26 protein-coding genes are annotated in these 22,076 nt (G+C 63.9%); 7 read left to right on the forward strand and 19 right to left on the reverse strand.

Annotated elements, in window-relative coordinates; all coding sequences use genetic code 11:
• Positions 1-3: 3 nt before the first annotated feature.
• Both LQ956_RS02000 and LQ956_RS02005 read right to left on the reverse strand, forming a co-directional pair.
• Positions 4-771: a sulfite exporter TauE/SafE family protein gene (locus LQ956_RS02000; protein ID WP_238621280.1), complete on the reverse strand. Its 768-nt coding sequence runs from the start codon at positions 769-771 to the stop codon at positions 4-6.
• Positions 740-1,588 (reverse strand): alpha/beta hydrolase, encoded by an 849-nt coding sequence (locus LQ956_RS02005; protein ID WP_238621281.1) that lies wholly within the window; start codon positions 1,586-1,588, stop codon positions 740-742. Before LQ956_RS02005 ends, LQ956_RS02000 begins: the two co-directional genes overlap by 32 nt.
• 150 nt (positions 1,589-1,738) lie before the next feature.
• Between LQ956_RS02005 and LQ956_RS02010 the strand changes: the two genes are divergently transcribed.
• From LQ956_RS02010 to LQ956_RS02020, 3 genes are all read left to right on the forward strand, one after another.
• Entirely contained in the window at positions 1,739-1,882 is a 144-nt protein-coding gene (locus tag LQ956_RS02010; protein ID WP_238621282.1) for a hypothetical protein, read from the forward strand.
• A gap of 398 nt (positions 1,883-2,280) precedes the next feature.
• Positions 2,281-2,916 (forward strand): thiol:disulfide interchange protein DsbA/DsbL, encoded by a 636-nt coding sequence (locus tag LQ956_RS02015; RefSeq protein ID WP_238621283.1) that lies wholly within the window; start codon positions 2,281-2,283, stop codon positions 2,914-2,916.
• Positions 2,917-3,023: 107 nt separating this feature from the next.
• Positions 3,024-3,335 (forward strand): hypothetical protein, encoded by a 312-nt coding sequence (locus LQ956_RS02020; RefSeq protein ID WP_238621284.1) that lies wholly within the window; start codon positions 3,024-3,026, stop codon positions 3,333-3,335.
• An 83-nt stretch (positions 3,336-3,418) separates the two neighbouring features.
• On the opposite strand, the gene spoT is transcribed toward LQ956_RS02020, so the two are convergent.
• From spoT to LQ956_RS02050, 6 genes are all read right to left on the reverse strand, one after another.
• Positions 3,419-5,614: a bifunctional GTP diphosphokinase/guanosine-3',5'-bis pyrophosphate 3'-pyrophosphohydrolase gene (spoT, locus tag LQ956_RS02025; protein WP_238621285.1), complete on the reverse strand. Its 2,196-nt coding sequence runs from the start codon at positions 5,612-5,614 to the stop codon at positions 3,419-3,421.
• Positions 5,615-5,671: 57 nt separating this feature from the next.
• Positions 5,672-5,932: a DNA-directed RNA polymerase subunit omega gene (gene rpoZ / locus LQ956_RS02030; protein ID WP_238621286.1), complete on the reverse strand. Its 261-nt coding sequence runs from the start codon at positions 5,930-5,932 to the stop codon at positions 5,672-5,674.
• 42 nt (positions 5,933-5,974) lie between these two features.
• Positions 5,975-6,607: a guanylate kinase gene (gene gmk / locus LQ956_RS02035; RefSeq protein ID WP_238621287.1), complete on the reverse strand. Its 633-nt coding sequence runs from the start codon at positions 6,605-6,607 to the stop codon at positions 5,975-5,977.
• 78 nt (positions 6,608-6,685) lie between these two features.
• Positions 6,686-7,741, reverse strand: a complete 1,056-nt coding sequence (locus tag LQ956_RS02040; protein WP_238621288.1) for a thioredoxin family protein — start codon at positions 7,739-7,741, stop codon at positions 6,686-6,688.
• An 83-nt stretch (positions 7,742-7,824) separates the two neighbouring features.
• Complete coding sequence (locus LQ956_RS02045) at positions 7,825-8,835, reverse strand: class 1 fructose-bisphosphatase (RefSeq protein ID WP_238621289.1); 1,011 nt, start codon at positions 8,833-8,835, stop codon at positions 7,825-7,827.
• Between the two features lie 133 nt (positions 8,836-8,968).
• The gene (locus LQ956_RS02050) at positions 8,969-9,412 is read right to left on the reverse strand and encodes a DUF4399 domain-containing protein (RefSeq protein WP_238621290.1); all 444 of its coding nucleotides are present in this window, start codon (positions 9,410-9,412) and stop codon (positions 8,969-8,971) included.
• 186 nt (positions 9,413-9,598) lie between these two features.
• Between LQ956_RS02050 and LQ956_RS02055 the strand changes: the two genes are divergently transcribed.
• Genes LQ956_RS02055 through ppnP form a run of 4 tightly spaced genes read left to right on the forward strand, consistent with a single transcriptional unit; the run spans position 9,599 to position 13,416 of the window.
• Positions 9,599-10,612 (forward strand): alpha/beta fold hydrolase, encoded by a 1,014-nt coding sequence (locus LQ956_RS02055; RefSeq protein WP_238621291.1) that lies wholly within the window; start codon positions 9,599-9,601, stop codon positions 10,610-10,612.
• Between the two features lie 16 nt (positions 10,613-10,628).
• Entirely contained in the window at positions 10,629-11,642 is a 1,014-nt protein-coding gene (sohB, locus tag LQ956_RS02060; RefSeq protein WP_238629282.1) for a protease SohB, read from the forward strand.
• Positions 11,643-11,658: 16 nt separating this feature from the next.
• Positions 11,659-13,071, forward strand: a complete 1,413-nt coding sequence (locus LQ956_RS02065) for an MFS transporter (RefSeq protein WP_238629284.1) — start codon at positions 11,659-11,661, stop codon at positions 13,069-13,071.
• A 21-nt stretch (positions 13,072-13,092) separates the two neighbouring features.
• Positions 13,093-13,416 (forward strand): pyrimidine/purine nucleoside phosphorylase, encoded by a 324-nt coding sequence (gene ppnP / locus LQ956_RS02070; protein WP_238621294.1) that lies wholly within the window; start codon positions 13,093-13,095, stop codon positions 13,414-13,416.
• Between the two features lie 19 nt (positions 13,417-13,435).
• Here the strand turns inward: ppnP and LQ956_RS02075 are convergent, their stop codons facing one another.
• From LQ956_RS02075 to gspF, 11 genes are all read right to left on the reverse strand, one after another.
• Positions 13,436-14,206, reverse strand: a complete 771-nt coding sequence (locus LQ956_RS02075) for a type II secretion system protein N (RefSeq protein WP_238629286.1) — start codon at positions 14,204-14,206, stop codon at positions 13,436-13,438.
• Positions 14,203-14,694, reverse strand: a complete 492-nt coding sequence (locus LQ956_RS02080; RefSeq protein ID WP_238621296.1) for a type II secretion system protein M — start codon at positions 14,692-14,694, stop codon at positions 14,203-14,205. Before LQ956_RS02080 ends, LQ956_RS02075 begins: the two co-directional genes overlap by 4 nt.
• Positions 14,691-15,947, reverse strand: a complete 1,257-nt coding sequence (gene gspL, locus LQ956_RS02085; RefSeq protein ID WP_238621297.1) for a type II secretion system protein GspL — start codon at positions 15,945-15,947, stop codon at positions 14,691-14,693. Before gspL ends, LQ956_RS02080 begins: the two co-directional genes overlap by 4 nt.
• A gap of 69 nt (positions 15,948-16,016) precedes the next feature.
• Positions 16,017-16,826: a type II secretion system minor pseudopilin GspK gene (gene gspK, locus LQ956_RS02090; protein ID WP_238621298.1), complete on the reverse strand. Its 810-nt coding sequence runs from the start codon at positions 16,824-16,826 to the stop codon at positions 16,017-16,019.
• 48 nt (positions 16,827-16,874) lie between these two features.
• Complete coding sequence (locus tag LQ956_RS02095; protein ID WP_238629287.1) at positions 16,875-17,477, reverse strand: chemotaxis protein CheB; 603 nt, start codon at positions 17,475-17,477, stop codon at positions 16,875-16,877.
• 101 nt (positions 17,478-17,578) lie between these two features.
• Positions 17,579-18,442, reverse strand: coding sequence for a diguanylate cyclase domain-containing protein (locus LQ956_RS02100; protein WP_238629296.1), 864 nt, complete (start codon positions 18,440-18,442; stop codon positions 17,579-17,581).
• 338 nt (positions 18,443-18,780) lie between these two features.
• Positions 18,781-19,443, reverse strand: coding sequence for a type II secretion system minor pseudopilin GspJ (gene gspJ, locus LQ956_RS02105; RefSeq protein WP_238629298.1), 663 nt, complete (start codon positions 19,441-19,443; stop codon positions 18,781-18,783).
• Entirely contained in the window at positions 19,440-19,829 is a 390-nt protein-coding gene (gspI, locus tag LQ956_RS02110) for a type II secretion system minor pseudopilin GspI (protein ID WP_430733388.1), read from the reverse strand. The genes gspJ and gspI overlap by 4 nt, the downstream gene beginning before the upstream one ends.
• A complete protein-coding gene (gspH, locus tag LQ956_RS02115; protein ID WP_238622117.1) occupies positions 19,826-20,380 on the reverse strand; it encodes a type II secretion system minor pseudopilin GspH in 555 nt (184 codons plus the stop codon). The genes gspI and gspH overlap by 4 nt, the downstream gene beginning before the upstream one ends.
• A 5-nt stretch (positions 20,381-20,385) precedes the next feature.
• Positions 20,386-20,820: a type II secretion system major pseudopilin GspG gene (gene gspG / locus LQ956_RS02120; RefSeq protein ID WP_238622121.1), complete on the reverse strand. Its 435-nt coding sequence runs from the start codon at positions 20,818-20,820 to the stop codon at positions 20,386-20,388.
• A 36-nt stretch (positions 20,821-20,856) separates the two neighbouring features.
• Positions 20,857-22,071: a type II secretion system inner membrane protein GspF gene (gene gspF, locus LQ956_RS02125; protein ID WP_238622116.1), complete on the reverse strand. Its 1,215-nt coding sequence runs from the start codon at positions 22,069-22,071 to the stop codon at positions 20,857-20,859.
• Between the last annotated feature and the right edge of the window lie 5 nt (positions 22,072-22,076).

Below are 22,076 nucleotides of genomic sequence, written 5' to 3' on the forward strand. Positions count from 1 at the left end.
GGATTATTGGAAAAAGAACAGTGCCGTGGTCACCGCGCCGACCACCACGATGCCGTTGCGCAGGACCGTCGGCGGCAGTACACGACCGATGCGGGCCCCCACCAAACCGCCCAGGACTGCCGCCAGGGCCATGGGGGGGATCTCCGGCCAGGAGATGGCGCCGCCCCAGGCATAGATGATCACCGCCATCAGGGTGAGTACGGCGGAGAGCAGGTTCTTCAGACCGTTGGCCACGTTCAGGTCATTGACGCCCAGCAGCCGGAACATGGCCAGCATGACAATGCCCATGCCGCCGTTGAAATAGCCGCCGTAGCCGCACACACCCAACACCCCGAGCCGCCCCCAGAAACCGCCGGTGCCCCGGCTGCGCCGGGCCAGATACTGGTTCAGGCGGGGGCCGAAGGCAAACAGCAGTGTGGCAAAGAGCAACAGCCAGGGCACGATCACCCGGAAGGCCTCGTTGGAGGTCGCCAGCAGCAGCAAGGCCCCCACCGCGCCCCCCGCCGTACCAATGAGCACCACCCCCAGCACCGTCATCCCCCGGGGCGCCTGGATCAGGTCCCGGTAGGCCCAGGCGCCGGCCAGATAGCCGGGCAGCAAGGCTGCCGTGCCGGTGGCGTTGGCGGCCACCGGCGGTACGCCGGTGAAGACCAGGGCCGGCAGGGTAAGAAAGCTGCCTCCCCCGGCCAGCGCATTGATGATGCCGGCCACAAAGGCGGCGGTCACGATCAGGGTAAGATCAAACAGTTCCAGTGGCACGGGGATGGGCATCCTTCAAGTGGGAGCGACTCGGCAGATAGGGCCTGAGCCAGTCCATGATCTGCCCGGCATGACGGGCAAATCCTTCCGGGTCATTGTGCCCCACACCCGGCAGGGTAAGCACTGTCGCCCGGGGATTTGCACCGGCCAGGATCTGCAGATGATGCAGGGGCACCACGTCATCGTCCTCGCCATGCACCAACAGCAGCGGCGCCTGGATCCGGTCCACCGTGGTCCGGGGGGCAATGTCATCGAAGCGATGGCCGATGAACCATTCCACGCCGCGATTGATGACCACCCCCCATGGCCGGCGCGGGATACCCTGCTCCGCCAGCCAGCCGTTCATCATCGGCTCAGGATGAGAAAAGGCGGACAGACTGATCACCGCGCGCAGATCCGGGGTTCTGGAAGCCGCCAGCAGTACCGCACCGGCGCCCACGGAATGCCCCAGCAGGATGATATCCCCATATCCTCGCCGGCGTAGCACCTCCATGACGGCCTCCGCATCCTCGGCAAAGCGCGGCAGAGAGGCAAAGCCGTCATCATCACTCAGGCCGTGACAACGGGCATCAAAGACCACCGCGTTCAACCCCTCGGCCAGCACCCGGGGCACCATGAACAGCAGGTGGGAGCTGTTGGCACCCCAGCCATGCACCATGACCACGACCGGGGCACCGGGATGAGGCAGGAAAAACGAGGCGGCCAGAGCCTTGCGCCGACGACTGATGATCCGGACCCGTTCGGGAGACAGGCCCAGGGCCTGTGGCTCGGTCACCCATGACCGCGCCTGAATGCGAAAGGCCCGCAGCAGCCATGACCGAAGGACCATCAAACCAAGCACCAATCCAAGGACCGGAACACTGACGATAAAAAAGCCATGAAAGACTGACATGAGATTCCATGCAGGGATGTTGGAAACCACGGGGAACAACGCCCGGCCGGACGCGCTCCAATGATAACAAGCGCAGGAGATCGTTCCATGGACATTCCACTGTTGATCATCGGCGCCCTGCTGCTGGGCACATTGACCGCCTGGTACATCGGGGTGTTCCCCTACCCTGTCGGCTGGCTACTCCTGAGCGTGTTCTTCATCGCACGATTGATCCAGATCAGCCAGGGCTGACCCCGGGAAACGGGCAAATCTTCCACAAAGTCTTTATAATCCTCCACAATAACCCGCCCGGCCTTTTGTCTGTAAATCAGGCAACGTTGCCGGTCAGGCCTTGAAAGGCCTCGGACAAGGAACCATACATAAATCATCAATCCGTCGAGTCCAGGACTCGACGGTCATGCGGCCCCGCCTCCCTGGGCGGGAAATGCTGTGTTGCCGCCTCGGCGGCGCTGAGCGGGTCATGAGACCCGCATACCGGTGACACCGGCACCCCAGCAGAATCTCCCAGTCAGACCCGGCCTTGTCCGGGACACAGGGGTGTCAGCCCAACCGATGGGCACCGGTCGTCCACATCACAATGGCGGCACGATGAACCCTTGCACCACCCAACCAGCCCCTGGAGCGATGCTATGCCCCTGACCCGACGCCGTTTCAACCAATTGCTTGCAGGTGGGCTAGGCGCGGCCCTGACCCCCAATGTCCTGGCCGGACTGGTGGAAGGTCAGGACTGGCGTGCCATCGCCCGCCCCCAGTCGGAAGCGCCCGCGGGCAAGATCGAACTGACCAAGTTCTTTTCCTACGGCTGCCCCTTCTGCGGACAGCTGGCCCGGGTGATGAAGCCCTGGCTGGCGGAACAGCCCGATGACGTGGTGTTCCGGCGCGTCCCCATCTCCTTCAACCGCACCGCCTGGGCCAACCTGGCCCGCCTGGCCCTGGCCCTGGAGGAAACCGGTCTGGCCGGTGAGCTGGATCAAGCGGTATTTGACGCGGTCGGGGTGCATCGGGAACCCCTATTCACCGAAACCGCCATCATGGACTGGCTTGGGGAAAGGGACGTGGATACCGAGGCATTCCGCCAGGTCTTCAACGCCTCCCATATTCGAGCCCAAGTGGCCCGTAACGACCGCCTGCAGACCCGCTTCGGCATCAACAGCGTCCCCACCCTGGTGGTCGACGGCCGTTTCGTCGTGGTCGGCGAACAGGCCCGCAGCTTCGATGACATCCTTGATATTGCCGGACAACTCATCGACAAGGCCCGCACCTGACCCGGGCTGTTTTCTTCCGACAACAGGAGTACAGCACCAATGACAGACGTCCTGTTCATGTCTTTTCCTGCAGCGCCCGCGGCGCCCAACCACATGACATCCTAGCCATGAACGATTCTTCTCAAGCGATTTCCCCCCGTCGACGCCTGCAGACCCTGCTGGCGATCCCTGACAACCAGCGTACCGAAGAGCAATGGGACGAGATCATCGAACTGGAGATCTCCCTGGCGCCCGTCAACCAGATCACCGGCGGTGAGAAGCAGGCCGCCGAAACACGCAGCAGTCCGCGTCAGGCCCGTGGAGCCAGGCAGCCAAGATCAGGCAGCAGCGGAAATGGTCCTCGCACCAAAAAGACCTTCAAAAAGCCGACCGGCGGCGCCCCCAAGGGTCCGGCCCGAGGCGCCGTCGGCGGAGAGTAAATACCCGACTGCAGCGGGGCCAGGCGGGCTCCCGGCCCCGAAAAGGCGCTGAATGATCCACGTCAAGGCCGCTGACAGTCCCGTCAGCCCTTGGCGCGGACGATACGCAAAACCTCGGGGATACGACGCAGGCGGCGCATCATGTCGGCCAGATGCTTGCGGTTGCGGACACTCAGGGTGAAGGTGATCGTGGTGGCATGACCATCCCGTTCGTCGAAGGAAACGTGCTCGATATTGGAGCCCATGTCCGCGATCCCCGCCGCCAGACTGGCCAGCACGCCCCGCTTGTTGGCGGTCTGGATACGCACGCTGGCGGCATATTCCTGACTGCCATCCGGCGCCCACTCCACCGTGATCCACTTGTCCGGCTTGTCCCGGTAATCGGCCACGTTGCGGCAGTGTTCCCGGTGGACCACCAGGCCGCGCCCGGTGCTCATGACCCCCACGATGGGATCGCCGGGGATGGGATTGCAGCACTTGGCAAAGGACAGCACCATACCCTCGGTACCCTTCACGGCCAAGGGTCGTCCCATGCCTGCGGGGGTGGTTTCCATGGCCGAGGCATCGGCATCCTCCGCCACGGACAGGCGTCTGGCCACCAACGCGGCCATGCGGTTCCCCAGACCCACGTCCGCCAGCAGGGCTTTGACATCCGGCAACTGTAATTCCTCCAGCAACGCCCGCAGGCGTTCCTCGGGCACTTGCTCCAGCGAGAGTTCGTAGACCGAGAGGGCCTTTTCCAGCAACCGGCGGCCGAGACTGACCGCCTCGTCCTGCTGCAGGTTCTTGAGGTAGTGGCGGATGGCCGTGCGGGCCTTGCCGGTGACGACGAAGTTCAGCCAGGCCGGATTGGGGCGGGCACCGGGGGCGGTGATGATCTGCACCGTGCGGCCACTCTCCAGGGGGGTGGACAGGGGCGCCAGGCGCCGGTCGATCTTGGCGGCCACACAGGTATTGCCCACGTCGGAGTGCACGGCATAGGCAAAATCCACCACGGTGGCGCCCCGGGACAGCTCCATGATGTCCCCTTGGGGGGTGAAGATGTAGACCTCCTCCGGAAACAGGTCAACCTTGACGTTCTCCAGGAATTCCATGGAGTTGCCGGCGGCCTGCTGGATCTCCAGCACCCCTTTGAGCCACTCCCGGGCCCGGTCCTGGGCCCGATCCTGGGCAGTGGCGGATTGCCGATCACCGGCCTTGTAAAGCCAGTGGGCGGCGATACCGGTCTCGGCCACCCGGTCCATCTCCTCGGTGCGGATCTGCACCTCAATGGGGATGCCGTGAGGTCCGAACAGCACCGTGTGAAGGCTCTGGTAGCCGTTGGCCTTGGGGATGGCGATATAGTCCTTGAAGCGCCCCGGCACCGGCTTGTAGAGATTGTGTACCGCCCCCAAGGCCCGGTAGCAGGTATCCACGTCGGCGACGATGATGCGGATGGCAAAAACGTCATAGACCTCAGAGAAGGACAGACGCTTCTGTTTCATCTTGCGATAGATGCTGTAGAGGTTCTTCTCCCGGCCGACGATGCGGGCCTCAATGCCCACCTCTTCCATGCGACCGCAGATGGCGGTCTCGATCTTCTGCATCACTTCCTTGCGGTGGCCCCGGGATTTCTTCACCGCCGCCTCCAGCACCTTGTGGCGCATGGGATAGTGGGCGGCAAAACCGAGCAGCTCCAGCTCGCGGCGGATGGCGTTCATGCCCAGACGCTGGGCAATGGGGGCATAGATATCCAGGGTCTCCCGGGCCACCCGTCGGCTCTTGTCCGGCCGCAGGGCGCCCAGGGTGCGCATATTGTGCAGGCGGTCGGCCAGCTTCACCAGGATCACCCGCAGATCGCGGGTGATCGCCAGCATCATCTTGCGGAAATTCTCGGCCTGCGCCTCGGCCTTGGAACGGAACTTGAGGTGGGTAAGCTTGGAGACACCATCCACCAGTTCGGCCACATCATCCCCGAACTCCTCGATGATGCGTTCCTTGCTGATGTGGGTATCCTCCATGACGTCATGGAGGATGGCGGCGATGATGCTCTTGTAGTCCATCCGCATCTCGGCCATGGTCTTGGCCACGGCCAGGGGATGGAAGATATAGGGTTCCCCACTCTGACGGGTCTGCCCTTCGTGGGCTTCGGCACCGAACAGATAGGCCCGGTAGACCTCCTTGATCTGCTCCGGCTCCAGATAGCACTCCAGGTAGGCGCACAGGTCACCGGCCATGAAACGGGTGGTGTCCAGCGGCTGGGGGCTGGGGATCGTGGGGGTGGGGGCGCTCTCGACCATGGCGGCTGTCATGCGGAGTGGCCCTGTTGCGGTTCCCGGAGCAATCCGCAGACGGGGCTAGATCTCCGAACCGACCTCCTCGTCGCTGATCTTGGACTGGCCGGCATGGTCACGGGCAGCCACTTCGTTCAGGACTTCCGGTCCCACCAGGCCGGCGGCAATCTCCCGCAGGGCCACCACGGTGGGCTTGTCGTTCTCCCATTCCACCAGGGGATTGGTGCCTCCGGCGAGCTGACGGGCGCGCTTAGCAGCCACCAACACCAGATGGAAACGGTTGTCTACATTGTCGAGACAGTCTTCTACGGTCACTCGTGCCATGGCTGGCAGTGCTCCTGAAAAAACGGCGGAAAACGGTCAATACTAGGGGTTCAGAACCCGGGATGCCAGCAATTCGCTCAGCAACGCCCGTTTGCTGTGGTGCTGGGGCCACATGCGCAGACGATTGGCGGTGAAGATGGCCTTCAGGTCCGCCAGTGCGTCCTCAAAGCGGTCATTGACCACCAGGTAGTCATATTCAACGTAATGGGTCATTTCTTTGACCGCATCCTGCATACGCCGTTCGATCACGGCAGCGCTGTCCTTGCCCCGGGCCTGAAGCCGGGCGCGCAGGGTATCCCGAGAGGGAGGAACGATGAAGATGGACTGACAATCGGGCATCAGGCGGCGGACCTGCTGAGCGCCCTGCCAGTCGATTTCCAGGATCACGTCCCGGCCCTGGTCCAGCTCCGCCTCCACCGCAGCGCGGGAGGTGCCGTAATAGTGGTCAAAGACCCGGGCATGCTCCAGAAAGGCCCCGTCCTCGATCATACCCAGGAAATGCTCGGCATTGACGAAGTGGTAATGGGTGCCGTCCACCTCGCCCGGCCGGGGCGGGCGAGTGGTATGGGAGACGGATACCACCAGATCCGGACGGGCTTCCAGCAGGGCGGCCACCAAGCTGGTCTTGCCGGCCCCGGAGGGTGCGGACACGATGAAGAGGGTTCCCTTGACCAAGTTGCTGACTCCCGGCTGGACGACTGGATGACCCGCTAGGGTAACTCAAGGCAGGTGCCGGATGCAGCCCGGGGGCAATCAGTCCAGCAGATCCACTTCAATCCCCTGCTCATACAGGGACTGAGCGCGCCGATCCAGGTACCGCTGCAACTCAGGCTCGTCCCGGTAGGCCCCGGTCAGCACGTATTCCATCAGGGACTGCACATGGAAGGTCCGCAGATAACCCTCGGCACGGATCACCTCGCCGCTCTCGGGGGTGTAGAAAGCCAGCGTGGGGGTGTAAAGCACGCCACTGTCCCTGGCCCAGGCCGCCGCGGTGGTTTCCTCGCCCGCCGGGGTGATGACCGGATCACGACCGGCGACATCGATCTGTGCCACCTGGAACCGGGCCAGCAGGGACTCGCTGTCGGGCCGGGCCAGAATATCCAGGTGCAACTCATCGCAGGCGGAGCACTGGGCCTGCTCGAACAGCACCAACAGGGGCCGTTCATCCTCCCTCAGGGCTGAGGCCAGGTCATGGGGAGAGGGCAGCCAGCCTTCCCGGGCATGTAGTACGCCGCTGGCGGGCTCCGGCGACAGTTGCTCGAAATACGCCTGGAAGCCGATCTCGTGTTCCCGCCGCTCCCCGATCCAGGACAGCGCCGCACGGAAGCGATGGGGCTCGAAATAGCCATTGATGCGCCCCACCACCTGGAAATCCTCGTTGAACATGAGCAGGGTGGGGGTGAACTGTACGTTCAGATCCCGGGCAAAATCCTTTTCGGTGGTCTCGCGACCCGCCATGTCGGTGACGTCCCGGTCTCCCCAGAGGTTGATGGCGATGACATTGAAATGCCGCTGGGTCAGGTCGGCGATGTCGCGCTGGCCGAAGTTGTCCCGCACCAGTTTTTCACAGTAGGGGCAACCGTCCTGATAGAAATACAGCATGAGGCGACGGCCTGCGTCCGTGGCCTCCTGAACGTCTTCCCGGATATCCAGAAAGGACTCATGGAACCAGGACGGCGGCTCAACCCAGCCCGGGTTGACCATGCCCGGATCCAGGCGGGCTTCCTGGGCCGGCGCGACGCTCCAGGCGAACAGCGCGACCATCAACAATACCGCCGGGATGAACATGAACGATCGGACAGGGCTCATGGCAACCTCCTGGCCCGCTCAGGGCTGTTGCGGTGGATGTTCCCCAAACGACGGGACCCGGCCGAAGCCGGGTCCTGATCGGATCATTCCTGGTGATAACCGGTGACCCGCTCCACCTCGTTGCGCGACCCCAGCACCACCGGTACCCGCTGATGGATATCCTCGGGGTCCAGGGACATGATGCGCTCCCGCCCCGTGGTGGCGGCGCCCCCCGCTTGCTCGATGATGAACCCCATGGGATTGGCCTCATACATCAGACGCAGTTTGCCGCCCTGACCCTTGGCCTGGATCTTGGTGTCCATGGGGTACATGAAGATGCCGCCCCGGGTGAGGATGCGGTGCACTTCGGCCACCATGGAGGCGATCCAGCGCATGTTGAAGTCCTTGCCGCGGGCGCCGTCCTTACCTTCCAGACATTCGCTGATGTAGCGCTTCACCGGCGCCTCCCAGAACCGCATGTTGGAGGTGTTGATGGCAAACTCCTGAGTATCCGCCGGGATCTGCACATTGGAGTGGGTGAGCAGGAACTCCCCGAAATCCCGGTCCAGGGTAAACATGTTGGTACCCCGCCCCGTGGTCAGCACCATCATGGTGGAAGGGCCGTAGAGGCAGTAACCGGCGGCCACCTGCTCGGTGCCGGGTTTGAGGAAGTCTTCCTTGGCGGGATTCTTCACCCCCGGCGGGGCCTTGAGAATGGAAAAGATGGTCCCTACCGAAACGTTGACGTCGATATTGGAGGAGCCGTCCAGGGGATCGAACAGCACCAGATATTTGCCCCTGGGGGCATTATCCGGCAGATGATGGACGTCATCCATCTCCTCCGAGGCCAGGCCGGCCACGTGGCCGTTATGGGCCAGGGCCTCGATGAAGATTTCATTGGAGATGATATCCAGCTTCTTCTGCTGCTCCCCCTGGACGTTCTCGGAACCGGCGGTGCCCAGCACCCCCACCAGATCGCCCTTGTTCACCAGATCGGAGATCTTCTTGCAGGCCACCGCGATATCGTTCAAAAGCCCGGTGAACTCACCGGTGGCCCCCTCGAACTGGCGCTGGGTCTCAATGATGAAATTGGTAAGCGTGGTGCCGATATACATGGATGGTGTTCCCTTGGTGGTGTTGAAGCCGTCCGGCGCGGCACTGTTATTGTGATGTTCCCCTATCGGGGCGCCGCGCCTTTCTGACGGTTATACTATCAGAACCATCCTGTAGAACCATCCGGGCTGACATCTACTCCACGATCACCGTGATCTGCTCGGACACCAGCGGCGGATCAAAACTGGCGTGGCGATAATCCATGAACAGCAGCTGCAGGGTATGCCGACCCGGCGGCAGACTCACCTCGGCCTCGGTCTGGCCACCCCCGAAGTGCAGGGTGTGGTCGGTAAACGGCAGCGGGCTATCCAGATTCACTGCCGACAGATCCTTGTTGACCAGCAGATGATGATGGCCGGTATCGGGGCGATCCACACCGGCGGGAGCCACACCGGCGCCCTTGAGCCCCATGCGCACCGTAAAGGGCGCAGCAACCGTCTCACCATCGGCCGGACTGATGAAATACACCGAAGCCCCCTCGGGCGGTGCGATGCGCCCCAGATCCGCCTGTGCCGTGCCCAGCGTCAGCACTCCCAGGAGTGACAGGGTAATCAGGCTGTTCGGAAAATGACGATACATGTGAAAATCCTCCAAGGTTGACGGACCACAAATCCTGGCATTCCGCTAGGATTATAGCCCCTTTATTGATTTTGCCGACGTCGCTTGAGAAACCTCCGGCACCCATGGATACTCCTACGCTCAAAGCAAAATTATTGATGAGGGGATTCCCCTCGGTCAGTCAACGCATCCCCAGGAGTTGCCGCCATGTCCAGGACGATCACGTCACAGCCCTCGATCCAGTTTGCCGAAGCCGTCACGGGCGCTGCCGACAAGACCGACACCCAGGCCCCGCCGTCCACGCTGCCTCCGGCCCTGAGCGGCGAGCGGCGCACCCTCGACAGCAAGGCAGGCCTGCTCTGCTATTACCAGGGTGGCCCGGCTCGGCGTGAAGAACAGCAGACCGCCGTGCCCCTGCTGCTCATTCACAGCGTGAATGCCGCGGGCTCCGCCTACGAAATGAAACCGCTGTACGACCACTACAGCCGCCTGCGCCCCGTCTTTGCCCTGGAACTGCCCGGCTTCGGCGGCTCGGACCGCAGCGACCGGGCCTACACGCCCCGCCTCATGACCGACGCCATCCACGCCATGGTGCAGGAAATCCGGCGACTGATGGGCGATAGCCCCATCGATGCCATCGCCCTGTCCCTGGGCTCGGAATTCCTGGCCCGGGCCGCCGCCGAATCCGCCGCCGATTTTCGTACCGTGGCCCTGGTCAGCCCCACCGGCTTCCGGGGCACCGGCCGCCTGGACGGCCCCCCGGAAAGCACCCGGGGCATGCCCTGGCTGCACACCGTGCTCACCCGGGGTCCCTGGAATCAGGGCCTGTTCAGTGCCCTGACCAAGCGCAGCGTCATCCGCTATTTCCTCAACAAGGCATGGGGTTCCCGCCGCATTGATCTGGGCCTGCTGGAATACAGCGTGGCCACCACCCGGCAGCCCGGCGCCCAACATGCGCCCTATCATTTCCTGGCGGGCAACCTGTTCAGCAAGGACATCACCCGGATCTACGAATCCCTGACCCTGCCGGTTTTCATGTGCCATGGCGAGCGGGGCGACTTCGTGGACTACCGCGGCAAGGCGGCGGTGGAGCGCCTGCCCAACTGGCGGGTGGAGGAGTTCGCCACCGGCGCCCTGCCCTTCTATGAACTGCCCGAAGAGTTCGTGCAGCACTATGACGCCTTCGTGGAAAAGACCCTGGGCACCAAGGGCGACGCTTGATCGGGGCTGACCACTGATGGAATTCCTGTACGAGTACGGCCTGTTCCTGGCCAAGGCGGTCACCTTCGTGGTGGCCGCCCTGATCCTGCTGGGCAGCATCACCGCTGCCGCCGGCGGCTCCCGGGAACGGAGCCAGGAACACCTGGACGTCCGGCATCTCAACCAGCGCTACCGGGACATGGAAAAGACCCTGCGCGAACACCTCAAGACACCCCGCAGCCTGGGTCAGCGCCTGCGACGGCTGGGCCGGAAACAGGATGACAAGAAGACCTCCCCGCCGCCGGACCCGGATCGCAGCCGGATTTTCGTGCTGCGCTTTCACGGCGACATTCGCGCCTCCCGGGTGGAAAACCTGCGGGAAGAGGTGTCCGCCATCCTGACCCAGGCCCGCAAGGACCTGGACCGGGTGGTGGTCTGCCTGGAGAGCGGCGGCGGCATGGTCCCCCACTACGGCCTGGCGGCCTCCCAGCTGGTCCGGCTGCGGGACGCAGGACTGCATCTCACCGTCACCGTGGACCGGGTGGCCGCCAGCGGCGGCTATCTGATGGCGGCGGTGGCCCACCGCATCGTCGCCGCGCCCTTCGCCATCGTCGGCTCCATCGGCGTGGTGGCCCAGCTACCCAACCTGCACCGCTGGCTCAAGCGCCGCGAGGTGGACGTGGAACTGCTCACCGCCGGCGAGTACAAGCGCACCCTCACCGTTCTGGGACAGAACACCCCGGAAGGCAGGGCCAAGTTTCAGCAGGAGCTGGACGAGGCCCATGCCCTGTTCAAGGCGTTCCTGGGCCGTTACCGGCCCCAGCTCCACCTGGATACGGTGGCCACCGGAGAACACTGGTACGGGGAGCAAGCCCTGCCCCTTAGCCTGGTGGATGCGCTGAGCACCAGTGACGACGAACTCATGCGCCTGTCCAGGGAGTTCGACCTGTACGAGGTCACCTACCGTCGCAAGCAGACCCTGGGCAAGCGCTTCAGCGGTGCCGTTGACGGGGCGCTGGACCGCATGATGCGGCTTCTTGGCAGAACCTGAGATCTCAACCCATCCCATGACCCAGACCAGCAGCCCCTCTTCAGCGGTGGATACTCACCGGATCGGCCCCATCCATCTGGCACCGGGCATCCTGCCCCTCCACGGCTGGACCTTCTTCTACGGCGGCTTTGTCTCCATCGGCCTGCTGGTGTTCATCACCATCGGCCAGACCTACATCCTCAACGAGCACCTGAATATCCCCCTGGACCAGCAGGGCACCCTCACCGGGGATCTGGTGTTCTGGACCGAGGTGGTGGCCCTGCTGCTGTTCATCCCGGCGGGGATCCTCATCGATCGCATCGGCCGAAGGCCGATCTTCATTGCCGGCTTCATGCTGCTGGCGGCCACCTACGTGCTCTATCCTCTGGCGGGCTCCAGCGACGACCTGTTCCTGTATCGGGCCATTTATGCCATGGGCATCGTCGCCATCGCCGGCGCCCTGTCCACGGTGCTGGCGGATTACCCGGCGGAGCGCTCCCGGGGCAAGTTGGTGGCCATCATCGGCATGCTCAATGGCCTGGGGATCGTGATGATCGGCCAGATGTTCGGGGTACTGCCGGAGGTATTCACCGCCCGCGGGGTCAGCGGCACCGATGCCGGGCTCTATACCCATCTGCTGGTAGCGGGGCTGGCGGTGGTCTCCGCCATCATCATCGGCTTCGGCCTCAAGGGCGGGGTGCCGCCCACCCGGGAGGCTCGGCCGCCGGTGCGCAAGCTGCTGGTCACCGGGGTGACCGAGGCCCGCAACCCGCGCATCCTGCTGGCCTACGGCGCCGCCTTCATCGCCCGGGGCGACCAGTCCATCAATGCCGCCTTCGTCGTGCTCTGGGGCACCACGGTGGGCATCGGCATGGGCATGAGTGCGCCCGAGGCCATCAAGCAGGCCACCCTCATCTTCGTCATCACCCAGGTGGCGGCCCTGCTCTCGGCGCCGCTGCTGGGTCCGCTGGTGGATCGCCTGAACCGGGTCACCGCCCTGGGCGTCTGCATGGGCCTGGCGGCCCTGGGCAACCTGGCGGTGATCTTCATGGACAATCCCCTGGGCGGCGGCACCACCTGGATCTTCTTCATCTTGCTGGGCATCGGTCAGATGAGCGTGTTCCTGGGCGGGCAGTCCCTGATCGGCCAGGAAGCCCCCAAGGCCACCCGCGGCTCGGTACTGGCCATGTTCAACATCAGCGGTGCCCTGGGCATCCTGCTGATCATGATGATCGGCGGCCGCCTGTTCGACCAGATCGATCCCCGCGCCCCCTTCGTCCTGGTGGGTGCCATCAATATCCTGATGATGCTGGCCAGCTTCTATGTCCGGGCCAAGGCCCCCGGCATGACCATCTCCCAGGTGGAGGTGGAGCGTGATGGCATGGCCCCGCCGACCTCCCAGGACCCATGGATCGACCCGGCCCACCGGCCGCGGGATCGCAAGACCTGACCTTTTTCGGAGCCCTTTTCCATGAGCATCACCCAACAGTTCGACAACGTCACCCTGAACACCCAGGCCAATGTGTACTTTGACGGCAAGTGCGTCAGCCACGGCTTCACCCTGGCGGACGGCACCCGCAAGTCGGTGGGCGTGATCCTGCCCGCCCGCCTGACCTTCAACACCGGGGCGCCGGAGATCATGGAATGCGTGGCCGGGGCTTGCCGGGTCCGTCTGCCGGGAGAGGATGCATGGCGCAGCGTCGCTGCCGGAGAGTCATTCTCGGTGCCCGGCGACGCCAGCTTCGATATCGAAGTGGACGGCGAGCCCTTCCACTACATCTGCCACTTCGGATAATCGTTGCCGCGACGGCGCCTCAGAAGCGTCCGGACAGGTTCAGGGGGACCCTGCCTTCCGCGTCCGGCCGCCCCATGAAGCCCAGGGCCTGGGACAGCTCCCGACGGGCTCCTTCCCGCGTCCCCAGGCGCAGACGCAGCTGATAGCTCCCGTCCGGGGCCAGTCCCGCCGTGCCTTCCGCGAACAACGGCCCGCCCTGGTCGCGGATGACGGCCTCCAGATGACCCGCCTCGGTGGCGGTCAGGGTGGCCCGCAGATCCCCCAGGGGGAGGGGTTCGGGCAGTCCCGAGGCGGCATTGAGCCAGCCCACCACGCCCTCCACCTGACTGAAACGCCCCTGCCGGTCAAGCCGCAGGCTGGAGATGTCCGCCAGGACCCGCCCCTGCACGATCACCGGCAGGGTCAGATAGGCATCGGCCAGTGCCGCCGCCGGCAGATCGACCCGCAGATCCCGCAGGCGCAGGCCCGAAGGGTGAAGACCCAGGCGGCCGGCGGCCGTCCCGCCCGCCGGCCGCAGGGTGACATCCACCCGCAACTCCCCGCGCAGCCCCGCCAGGGGACGTACCCGCCACTGCAGATCCGACAGCATCAGTTCATCCAGCCGGACCTGTCGCGCCTGACCCCGCCAGAGGGTGCCGGACATCCCCGCGGGTTCCACCCCGTCAGGCACCAGACCCCGGTCCCGGGCCAGTTGCCAGGCGAAGGATGCCGGCAGGGTCACCAGCAGGAAGATCAGATAGGCGATTCCCCCCAGTACCAGGTAATGCCACGACTTCAGACCCGACTTCACGCCCCCTGCCCCTCCAGCACCAGTCGTGCATTGACCCGGCCGGCGGCCGGCTGGCGGTCCACGACCAGACCGCTGACCTGAATCCCGTACTGCTGCCCCAGCCCGTCCAGCCAGCGCAACAGGTCATCGAATGCGACATTCTCCATCCACACACGGACCGTGCCCGTCCCCTCCGGCTGGACCCGCCGCAGACTGGAGGCCAGATTCGCCTGCCTAGCCGTGGCATCCACCAGCCCCAGCAGGGACTGGGTGCCCTGGGCCGCGGGCGCAGGACCGGACTGGCCCCTGGCGGCCCGCACCTGCGCCGAGGCCGCCTCCATCCACCCCAGATCCCCCTGCAGCCGTTCCACGGTCCGCGTCGCGGCGTCGACCCGGTCATTGAGGGGCAGCCAGATCAGGCCGTAGGACAGGATCAGCGCCGATAACAGACCGCCCAGGACCAGGATCCGCCGGTCACGGGATGAAAGTGCTTGCCACCATGGGGTCATGAATCGTTGCTCCGGATCAGGATACGGCTGTCCACCCGGTCTTCCCGGGTGCTGGCGGACTGGATCTCCACGCTCCAGCCTACGGTCGATTCCAGCTGCTGTCGAAGACGGTCCAGACTCCGGAGATCGGCCAGATGCAGGTCCAGATCCAGCCGCCCCGGCTGGTAGCGCAGGCTCTGGATCGTCAACCCCTGCTCGGCGGCCAGGGCCGGGCCGGCCACCGTCAGCAGGGCATCCAGGCCCGAGGTCGCGGGACCGCCGCCCTGGCCCTGCTGCAGGCTGTTGAGGGCGCTCTGCATCTGGCGCCGGGGGTCTACCACCCGACTGCCGGGGAAGGTCCGCTCAAAGACCTGGGTGATTTCCCGATCCAGCCGATCCTGCTCCGCCTGCAGGGTGTGCAGTTCCCAGCCCAGGGTGATGAACTGGACCACGACCAATGCCAGCAGCAGGATCGCCGCCGGACGCCACGGGCGCCACCATTGGCCAAGGCCGTCGCGGGGACCGAAGGCGCCGCAGGCCAGATTGAAGGGTACCGATTTCGGCCACTCCCCGACGATGGCAACCAGCAGACGTTCATCGGCGGCATGGCACCTGACCTCTGCACCGAACGTCTGATCCAGACGATCCAGGGCCTCGTCACCGGGCAGCGCCGGACCATGTCGATGGATCTCCAGACGCTCGGGACGCCGATCCGGCGGGGTCTCGTCCCATTGCAACTGCAACAGAAAAGCCGCATTGTCCCGCTCCATAGCAGCCCCGTCGCCGTCGGCCGTGGCCAGCCAGGCCATGCTCCCTTCCAGCCGGACCGTCCAGGTATCCGGTGGCGTGGGCAGGACAGCAGTCTCCGGCACCAGCAGATGAGGCTCCAGCCCCTGAGCGCGCAAGGCCTCCAGCCAGGACTGCATGTCACCCCGGGACACCACGGCCACCCGCAGACGTCCATCCGGGTCTCGAGCACCGGGGACGAAATGCAGGCTTTCCACCTCGTCGGCCAGCAGATCCTCCAGGGCATAGGGCAAAGCCTTCATCATCGCGCGGCTGTTGCGGGTGGGCATTTCCACACGGGTCAGCAAGACCCGGGCCCCAGGTACCAGCACGATCAGGCGCCCGGCCCGAATCCGTTCCGCCAGTCCATCCAGCCCCTCCGGGGGCAGGATCTGCACGGAGCCATCCGCCATCTGCAGCAGGGCCTCCCAGGGGGCCTCGGGATCATTGGGATCGGTGGGTCTTAAAAAGACCTGGCTGGGATTCACGGAAATTCTCCAGTGATGGGACTGACGGACATCATCATGACAAATTTTGCCCAGGATCTTCAGGGTGTGTCAGGGACCGCAGGCGGTCTGTTCCCGCAGCACCACCCGCTGTTCCCGGGTATCGAGCACGCTGCAGAGCAGGAAGCGCCGCCCGGCCAGTTCCGTGCGAACCGCCAGACGGAAGTACCGGGACTCCACCGTCGTATCCTCGGCGGTGCCGAAGGCCCGCTGCAGGACTTCCGGGGCCACCTGAAGATTCATGATGGACGTGGTCTCCGGCAGGGCGGTCACGTAAGGCACCACGGCCCACCAGATGGGTGTCGTCACCCCCAGCACCAGTCGCAGTTCGCTGGGGCTGAGCATGGGCCGGTTCCCGCTCAGATAGGGAGGATCCAGTGCACGATAGGCGGGGTCATCGGTCTCCGGATCGAGCCAGTCGGTGAGATGGACCAGCAGGCGTTCGGGATCCAGGCGCAGGTCCGGGGTTTCCCGGGCAATCTCTTCCAGCAACCGGACAAATCCCTGTCGCAGTTCATCGTCCTCCCGCGCCAGGGCATTGAGATTGAAGCGGCAATGCAGATCCTCCAGCAGGACGACCAACTCCGCCTCCTCCAGATAGACGGGGATCGCCGGTGACACGCACCCCTCCCAGGGCAGTTCATCGTCCTCGCCGCGCTCCCCCAGCAGGCGCAGGGCATAGGCCTCCGCCCCCAGGGAGAGCTGATAGGCCTGGTCATGGGTGAAGACATTGGTGGTCCGGCGGATATCCAGATGCTGCCGGGTGGCCATGGACACGGCAGCGATGGTGGCCAGGGCCACCACCAGCAGTGCAGTGATCAGGGCGACACCCTGTTGACGGCGATACATGGCGGCGGTCACTACTCGTAGTCGCTCCAGGGCCGGAACGCTTTCACCATTCCCTCGTCGTCAAGCATCAGGCAAACCAGACTCCGAGCATGCAATCTGCACGATTTTTTGCGCGATTTTTTCGGGCGAAAGGACAAAATCTATGCAACCTGTAGCGATTGCACTCTCAGGCATATCCGGCTGTGCAGCCGTATCGAGCGTCTGCGCGATGGTAATACCCCCCACCTCTTTAATGCGGCACAGGGCCTCTGCGCCGTCGCCATCATAGCCAGAGACAATGATCGCGACAATTTTTGCGGCCCAGTGCTCCGCCAAAGAACCCAGGAACACCGTGATTACGTCAGGCCATCCCCTCGGTTTTGATATCGGTTTTAGAAGAAACTCACCGTCGAGAACGTGCAGATCACGCTGCCCAGGGATTATGAAAACATGATTGGGAACAATAACCAGTTTTTCCGTGATGAGTTCAACCGGCATCTTTGTATAGTTCGGAAGAATCTGGTGAAGCAGGGTGGCCTGTGTTCTCACGTGATTAACTATCACAATAGCCACGCCCATATCGGCCGGCAGGTTCTGGAGCAAACGGATATAGGCATCAAGGCCACCGGCTGAACCGCCTACGCAAACGACAGGAAAGTTCTTTTTAGCGAGATTGGCATCCATTAACAATCCATCCTTATTAGCACTGCAAAATTTCGCCATGAGCGAAATAAAAGCTCAAGACAAAGCCAAAAGAGGCATTGTCTTACCCTTAGCTTTTTTCGTCAGCCAGTTTTCGAACGTCCCCCTTTCAGCCGGTACATATCCTCATCCGCATGCCTCAACAGGGTATCTGCATCCACCCCGTCCGCGGGATAACAGGCCACGCCGATACTACAGGACGGCATTCTGATATCACCGAATTCAACGTCCATTGGCTCGGCCATGAATGCGAGAATCTGCTCCACCTTCCCGGAAATGGCAACCTCGGAATGGAGATCCGTCAACAGAACAACGAATTCGTCACCGCCCATCCGGGCCACCGTGTCGGTTTCACGTACGCAGCCTTCCAGCCGTCGTGCAATTTCACAGAGCACACGATCACCCGCCGCATGTCCATGAGTATCATTAATATATTTGAAGTCATTGATATCCAGAAACAGCAAAGCCAGACCGCTCTGGTGGCGATGGGCCGCATGCAGAGCCGAATCCAGTCGATCATTGAACAGCGATCGGTTAGTCAACCCTGTCAACGGATCGTGATGGGCGAGGAAACGTAATTTCTCCTCGGCCTGCTTGAGGGCCGTCACGTCCCGCGCCACACCGATCCGCACACCATTCTCCTCGGACCAGCGGGCAGACCACAGGATGTGCACGACAGCGCCATCCTTGTGGATATAACGGTTACTGAAGTCCACGTGGGGCTGACCGTTCATGACCTGGGCAATGGAAGCCCGTGTGGCCACCAAATCGTCAGGATGCATATAGTCGGTGATCGACGTGCCGATCAACTCGTCGGCGCGATAACCGAGCAGCGTCTCACACGCATCGCTCACAAAGACGATCTTGCTGTCCTCGTCAACCACGAAGACCGCATCCAGCATCAGATTAAGCAACTTAGGATAAAGTGCTCTTATATCAACGGGCATAATTCGGGGGAATTAGGTGATTCATGCCTCTTAATTATAGCCCTATCGCGACGGTAGGCGGGAAGGATCGACTCGTCACAGTATAAGTACCTGCCAATGCAGGGCCATTCTCTTCCACATTATTGCGAAAAGCTTCTCGAAATGCCTCACCGGCAGCGACAACAGATTTCTCAATTAATTCTAGACCCTTAGCTTCCCAGTCATCCAGTGCGACTTTTCCTGAAGCCGATGAATCCGTCATTCCCGCGCAAGCGGGAATCCAGTCACGGACTGAGGATCCTGGACTCCCGCCTTCGCGGGAGTGACGGCAAGAGCCATCCCCAGGTTCCCCCATCACTTCAATGATCACGGGCAGAATGGGTCACGGGAAATAGCCGCGATACCCGGCCGATCCCTTCCAGATCCAGGATGATCTCCACCGCCAGCGGCAGGGCCATGTCCTGTTGTTCTCTGCCCAAGGGAGGCCAGAAGGCCACCGTGGTCAGGCCCTCGATCCCGTCCCGATGGTGGAAACGCAGTTCCCAGTCCCGCAGGCCGAATCCCTCCCGGCGCAGGATCACGGGCATGCGGCCGATGGGGAGATCCCCGCCCCCGTCCAGGGCGGACCAGTAAAGTCGATACAGGCTGCCCTCCTCCACCTCCCAGGCCACCCGCTGCAAACTGCTGCGACCGGCACCACCCCGCACCCCGGCACGGATCACCTCCAGCCGCGGTGGCACCTGGAGACCGTCATGACGGATCGGCGGCTGGAATTCCCCCAGGCCATCCCGGGCCGGGCGCCGGGCCACCTGTTCCAGATCCCGCCCCAGCAGGGTCATGGCCATCTGGACCTCCGCCAGACGGGCGGCAGATTCATCCGTGAAGGCCCGCACCTCCAGCACCGCCCGCAGGCCGCCATAGGCCATCACGGAGACCAGGGCAAACACGGCCAGGGAGACAATCAGCTCCAGCAGGGTGAAGCCACGTCCGTAGCGTGCAGAAGGGGGGCGACGGAGGCTCATTGCCAGTTCAGGTGACCCACCAGCCGGGCCAAGGGGGAGGCACCCGGATCATCCCTGTCGCGGACGCTGATCTCGATCCGGGGCACGGGCCCCAGTTCAAAGCCGCCCACATCCAGCATGGCCGGATCAAGACGCACCTCCCAGAACCATTCCCGTTCCGCCATCATGCTGCTCCCCCGCACCACGGCCTCGGCCGGGACCTCCAGCCCAGCCCGATAACGGGCCATGACGTTGGAGGCCACCCAGTGGGCATAGGTGCGATCACGCAGTTCGGCAGCGATGCGGGCATTGTCGCTACCCAGCTTGATCACCGCCCCCAGGGCCACCGCCAGGATGGTGACCGCCACCAGCACTTCCAGCAGGGTGAAACCCTGTTGCGGCTTCATCGCCATGTCCGCAGATCCCTGCCGTGGAGGTCCGCGGGCTCCAGTATCTCGATCCGCCCCCCGGGATGACCACGGATGACGAAGCGGGGCGTGCGGGCCTGATCGGTCAGCCACTGCAGTTCAAAGGGGGTGATCTCACCGCTGATGCCCAGGTACACATGGGGCATCGGACTGGCCGGTTCCCGCTCCAGGCTCACCGGTTGCCCCTGCAGAGACAGGGCCAGCTCGATACCCAGCCCCCCGAGCTCGCGCCATTGCAGCGGCCGATCCCCCGGCACCGGAAGCCACTCATAGCTGCGGGCATCCACCTGGTATTCGCGCAGAAAACCGTACCCGTGCCGGCCCACGCTCAAGGCGGTCTCCTCGGCAGTGAGGATGCCCTCGTCCCGGGCCAGGGCGACCAGGGCGACAAAGCGGCGCATTTCCTGCTCAATGTGGCGGTCACGGCCGCCGTCGCCCACCGCGATCACCGCGAAGGAAACCATGATGCCGACGATGAACAGCACCACCACCACTTCCAACAGGGTGAAGCCGCGGCAGGAACGGCACATGCAGGTCACTGACCCCAGTTGCCGATCTCTGCGTTGATGCCATCACCACCGGGGCGGCCGTCGGCGCCGAAGCTGTAGAGATCGAACTCGCCCCGGGTGCCCGGATGCAGGTACTGGTAGGGGTTGCCCCAGGGGTCCATGGGCAGGCGGTCGACATACCCGCCCTGGCGCCAGTTGCGCGGCTCCGGCTGGCCCGAGGGCCGCTGCACCAGGGCCTGCAACCCCTGATCCGTGCTGGGGTAGACGAAATTGTCCAGGCGGTAGAGATTGAGGGCGCTCTCCAGGGCACGGATGTCGTTCTGTACCTTGGTGATCCGGGCCTCGTCGGGACGATCCATGATCCGGGGCACAACGATGGCCGCCAGGATACCCAGGATCACCACCACCACCATGACTTCGATGAGGGTGAAACCGCCTTGTCTGCGTGGGTGAATGTTCATCATTTTGCGCGCAATCCCCTTAATTGAGTATGACCACTAATTGACCAGCTGATTGAGTTCGAAAATGGGCAGCAGGATGGCCAGCACGATGACCAGCACCACCAGCCCCATCACCAGGATCAGCACCGGCTCCAGGATGCCCATGATCATGGCAATGCGGGTTTCCAGTTCCCGCTCCTGGTTCACTGCCGCCCGCTCCAGCATCTCGTCCAGGGCGCCACTGGCCTCGCCGCTGCGGATCAGGTGGACGGTCATGGGCGGGAAATAGCCGGAGCGTTCCAGAGCCACGCCGATGCCGGAACCCTCCCGCACCCGCTGGGCCACCGTCTGCACCGCCTCGCGCATAGGGCGATTGGCGATCACTTCGGCGGCGATGCGCAGGGATTCCAGCACCGCCACGCCGCTGGCCGAGAGGATGGACAGGGTGCGGGCAAATCGGGCCGTGTTCATGCCCCGGGTGAGCCGCCCCACCAGCGGCAGGCGCAGCAGCAACCGGTGCCAGGTCCGCAGCGGCCCTGGCCGCCGTAGCAGATACTTGAACAGCACACCGGCCGCCACCAGCGCCACCAACAGCATCAGGCCATAGTCACGCAGGGCATCGCTCACCGCGATCAGGGTGCGGGTCAGCCAGGGCAGTTCCTGGCCGATGCCGCTGAATACCTGGACCACCTCCGGCACCACGTAGGTGAGCAGGGCCACGGTCACCAACACCGCCATGGTGGTGAGGATGGCAGGATAGAACAGGGCCAGCTGGATCTTCTGGCGCATCTGCTGACGGTTTTCGGTGTAGTCGGCCAGCCGCTCCAGGACCATGTCCAGATGCCCGGACTGCTCCCCGGCGGAGACCGTGGTGCGATAGATATCGGGAAATACGTGGGGAAAATCCCCCAGGCCGCGGGCCAGGGAATGCCCTTCCATCACCCGGGTGCGCACCGCCATGAGCATGCTGCGGATACGGGCCTTCTCACTCTGGCGGGCCACCGTTCCCAGGGCCTCTTCCAGGGGCAGCCCCGAACGCACCAGGGTGGCCAGCTGGCGCGTGAGCAGGGCCAGGTCCATGGCACTGATGCCTCGGGCCAGTCCCGGCAGCCGCCGACGCCGACGCTCCCGCTGCTGGACCGCCTCCACCGACAGCGGGGTCAGGCCGCTCTCCCGCAACTGCTGGCGCACCTGACGGGGGGTATCCCCTTCCAGCACTCCGCGGACCTGGCGGCCGGTAGGTTTCAGGGCTGTGTATTCAAAGGCGGGCATGGTTC

The organism is Ectothiorhodospira lacustris (assembly GCF_022227845.1).
GTDB classification, from domain to species: domain Bacteria; phylum Pseudomonadota; class Gammaproteobacteria; order Ectothiorhodospirales; family Ectothiorhodospiraceae; genus Ectothiorhodospira; species Ectothiorhodospira lacustris.

Bases quoted from the DNA above. Each gene is read 5' to 3' on its own strand.
- LQ956_RS02000 (WP_238621280.1), bottom strand. From the start codon at position 771: ATGCCCATCCCCGTGCCACTGGAACTGTTTGATCTTACCCTGATCGTG.
- LQ956_RS02005 (WP_238621281.1), bottom strand. From the start codon at position 1,588: ATGGTCCTTCGGTCATGGCTGCTGCGGGCCTTTCGCATTCAGGCGCGG.
- LQ956_RS02010 (WP_238621282.1), top strand. From the start codon at position 1,739: ATGGACATTCCACTGTTGATCATCGGCGCCCTGCTGCTGGGCACATTG.
- LQ956_RS02015 (WP_238621283.1), top strand. From the start codon at position 2,281: ATGCCCCTGACCCGACGCCGTTTCAACCAATTGCTTGCAGGTGGGCTA.
- LQ956_RS02020 (WP_238621284.1), top strand. From the start codon at position 3,024: ATGAACGATTCTTCTCAAGCGATTTCCCCCCGTCGACGCCTGCAGACC.
- spoT (WP_238621285.1), bottom strand. From the start codon at position 5,614: ATGGTCGAGAGCGCCCCCACCCCCACGATCCCCAGCCCCCAGCCGCTG.
- rpoZ (WP_238621286.1), bottom strand. From the start codon at position 5,932: ATGGCACGAGTGACCGTAGAAGACTGTCTCGACAATGTAGACAACCGT.
- LQ956_RS02040 (WP_238621288.1), bottom strand. From the start codon at position 7,741: ATGAGCCCTGTCCGATCGTTCATGTTCATCCCGGCGGTATTGTTGATG.
- LQ956_RS02045 (WP_238621289.1), bottom strand. From the start codon at position 8,835: ATGTATATCGGCACCACGCTTACCAATTTCATCATTGAGACCCAGCGC.
- LQ956_RS02050 (WP_238621290.1), bottom strand. From the start codon at position 9,412: ATGTATCGTCATTTTCCGAACAGCCTGATTACCCTGTCACTCCTGGGA.
- LQ956_RS02055 (WP_238621291.1), top strand. From the start codon at position 9,599: ATGTCCAGGACGATCACGTCACAGCCCTCGATCCAGTTTGCCGAAGCC.
- sohB (WP_238629282.1), top strand. From the start codon at position 10,629: ATGGAATTCCTGTACGAGTACGGCCTGTTCCTGGCCAAGGCGGTCACC.
- LQ956_RS02065 (WP_238629284.1), top strand. From the start codon at position 11,659: ATGACCCAGACCAGCAGCCCCTCTTCAGCGGTGGATACTCACCGGATC.
- ppnP (WP_238621294.1), top strand. From the start codon at position 13,093: ATGAGCATCACCCAACAGTTCGACAACGTCACCCTGAACACCCAGGCC.
- LQ956_RS02080 (WP_238621296.1), bottom strand. From the start codon at position 14,694: ATGACCCCATGGTGGCAAGCACTTTCATCCCGTGACCGGCGGATCCTG.
- LQ956_RS02095 (WP_238629287.1), bottom strand. From the start codon at position 17,477: ATGGATGCCAATCTCGCTAAAAAGAACTTTCCTGTCGTTTGCGTAGGC.
- LQ956_RS02100 (WP_238629296.1), bottom strand. From the start codon at position 18,442: ATGCCCGTTGATATAAGAGCACTTTATCCTAAGTTGCTTAATCTGATG.
- gspJ (WP_238629298.1), bottom strand. From the start codon at position 19,443: ATGAGCCTCCGTCGCCCCCCTTCTGCACGCTACGGACGTGGCTTCACC.
- gspI (WP_430733388.1), bottom strand. From the start codon at position 19,829: ATGAAGCCGCAACAGGGTTTCACCCTGCTGGAAGTGCTGGTGGCGGTC.
- gspH (WP_238622117.1), bottom strand. From the start codon at position 20,380: ATGTGCCGTTCCTGCCGCGGCTTCACCCTGTTGGAAGTGGTGGTGGTG.
- gspG (WP_238622121.1), bottom strand. From the start codon at position 20,820: ATGAACATTCACCCACGCAGACAAGGCGGTTTCACCCTCATCGAAGTC.
- gspF (WP_238622116.1), bottom strand. From the start codon at position 22,071: ATGCCCGCCTTTGAATACACAGCCCTGAAACCTACCGGCCGCCAGGTC.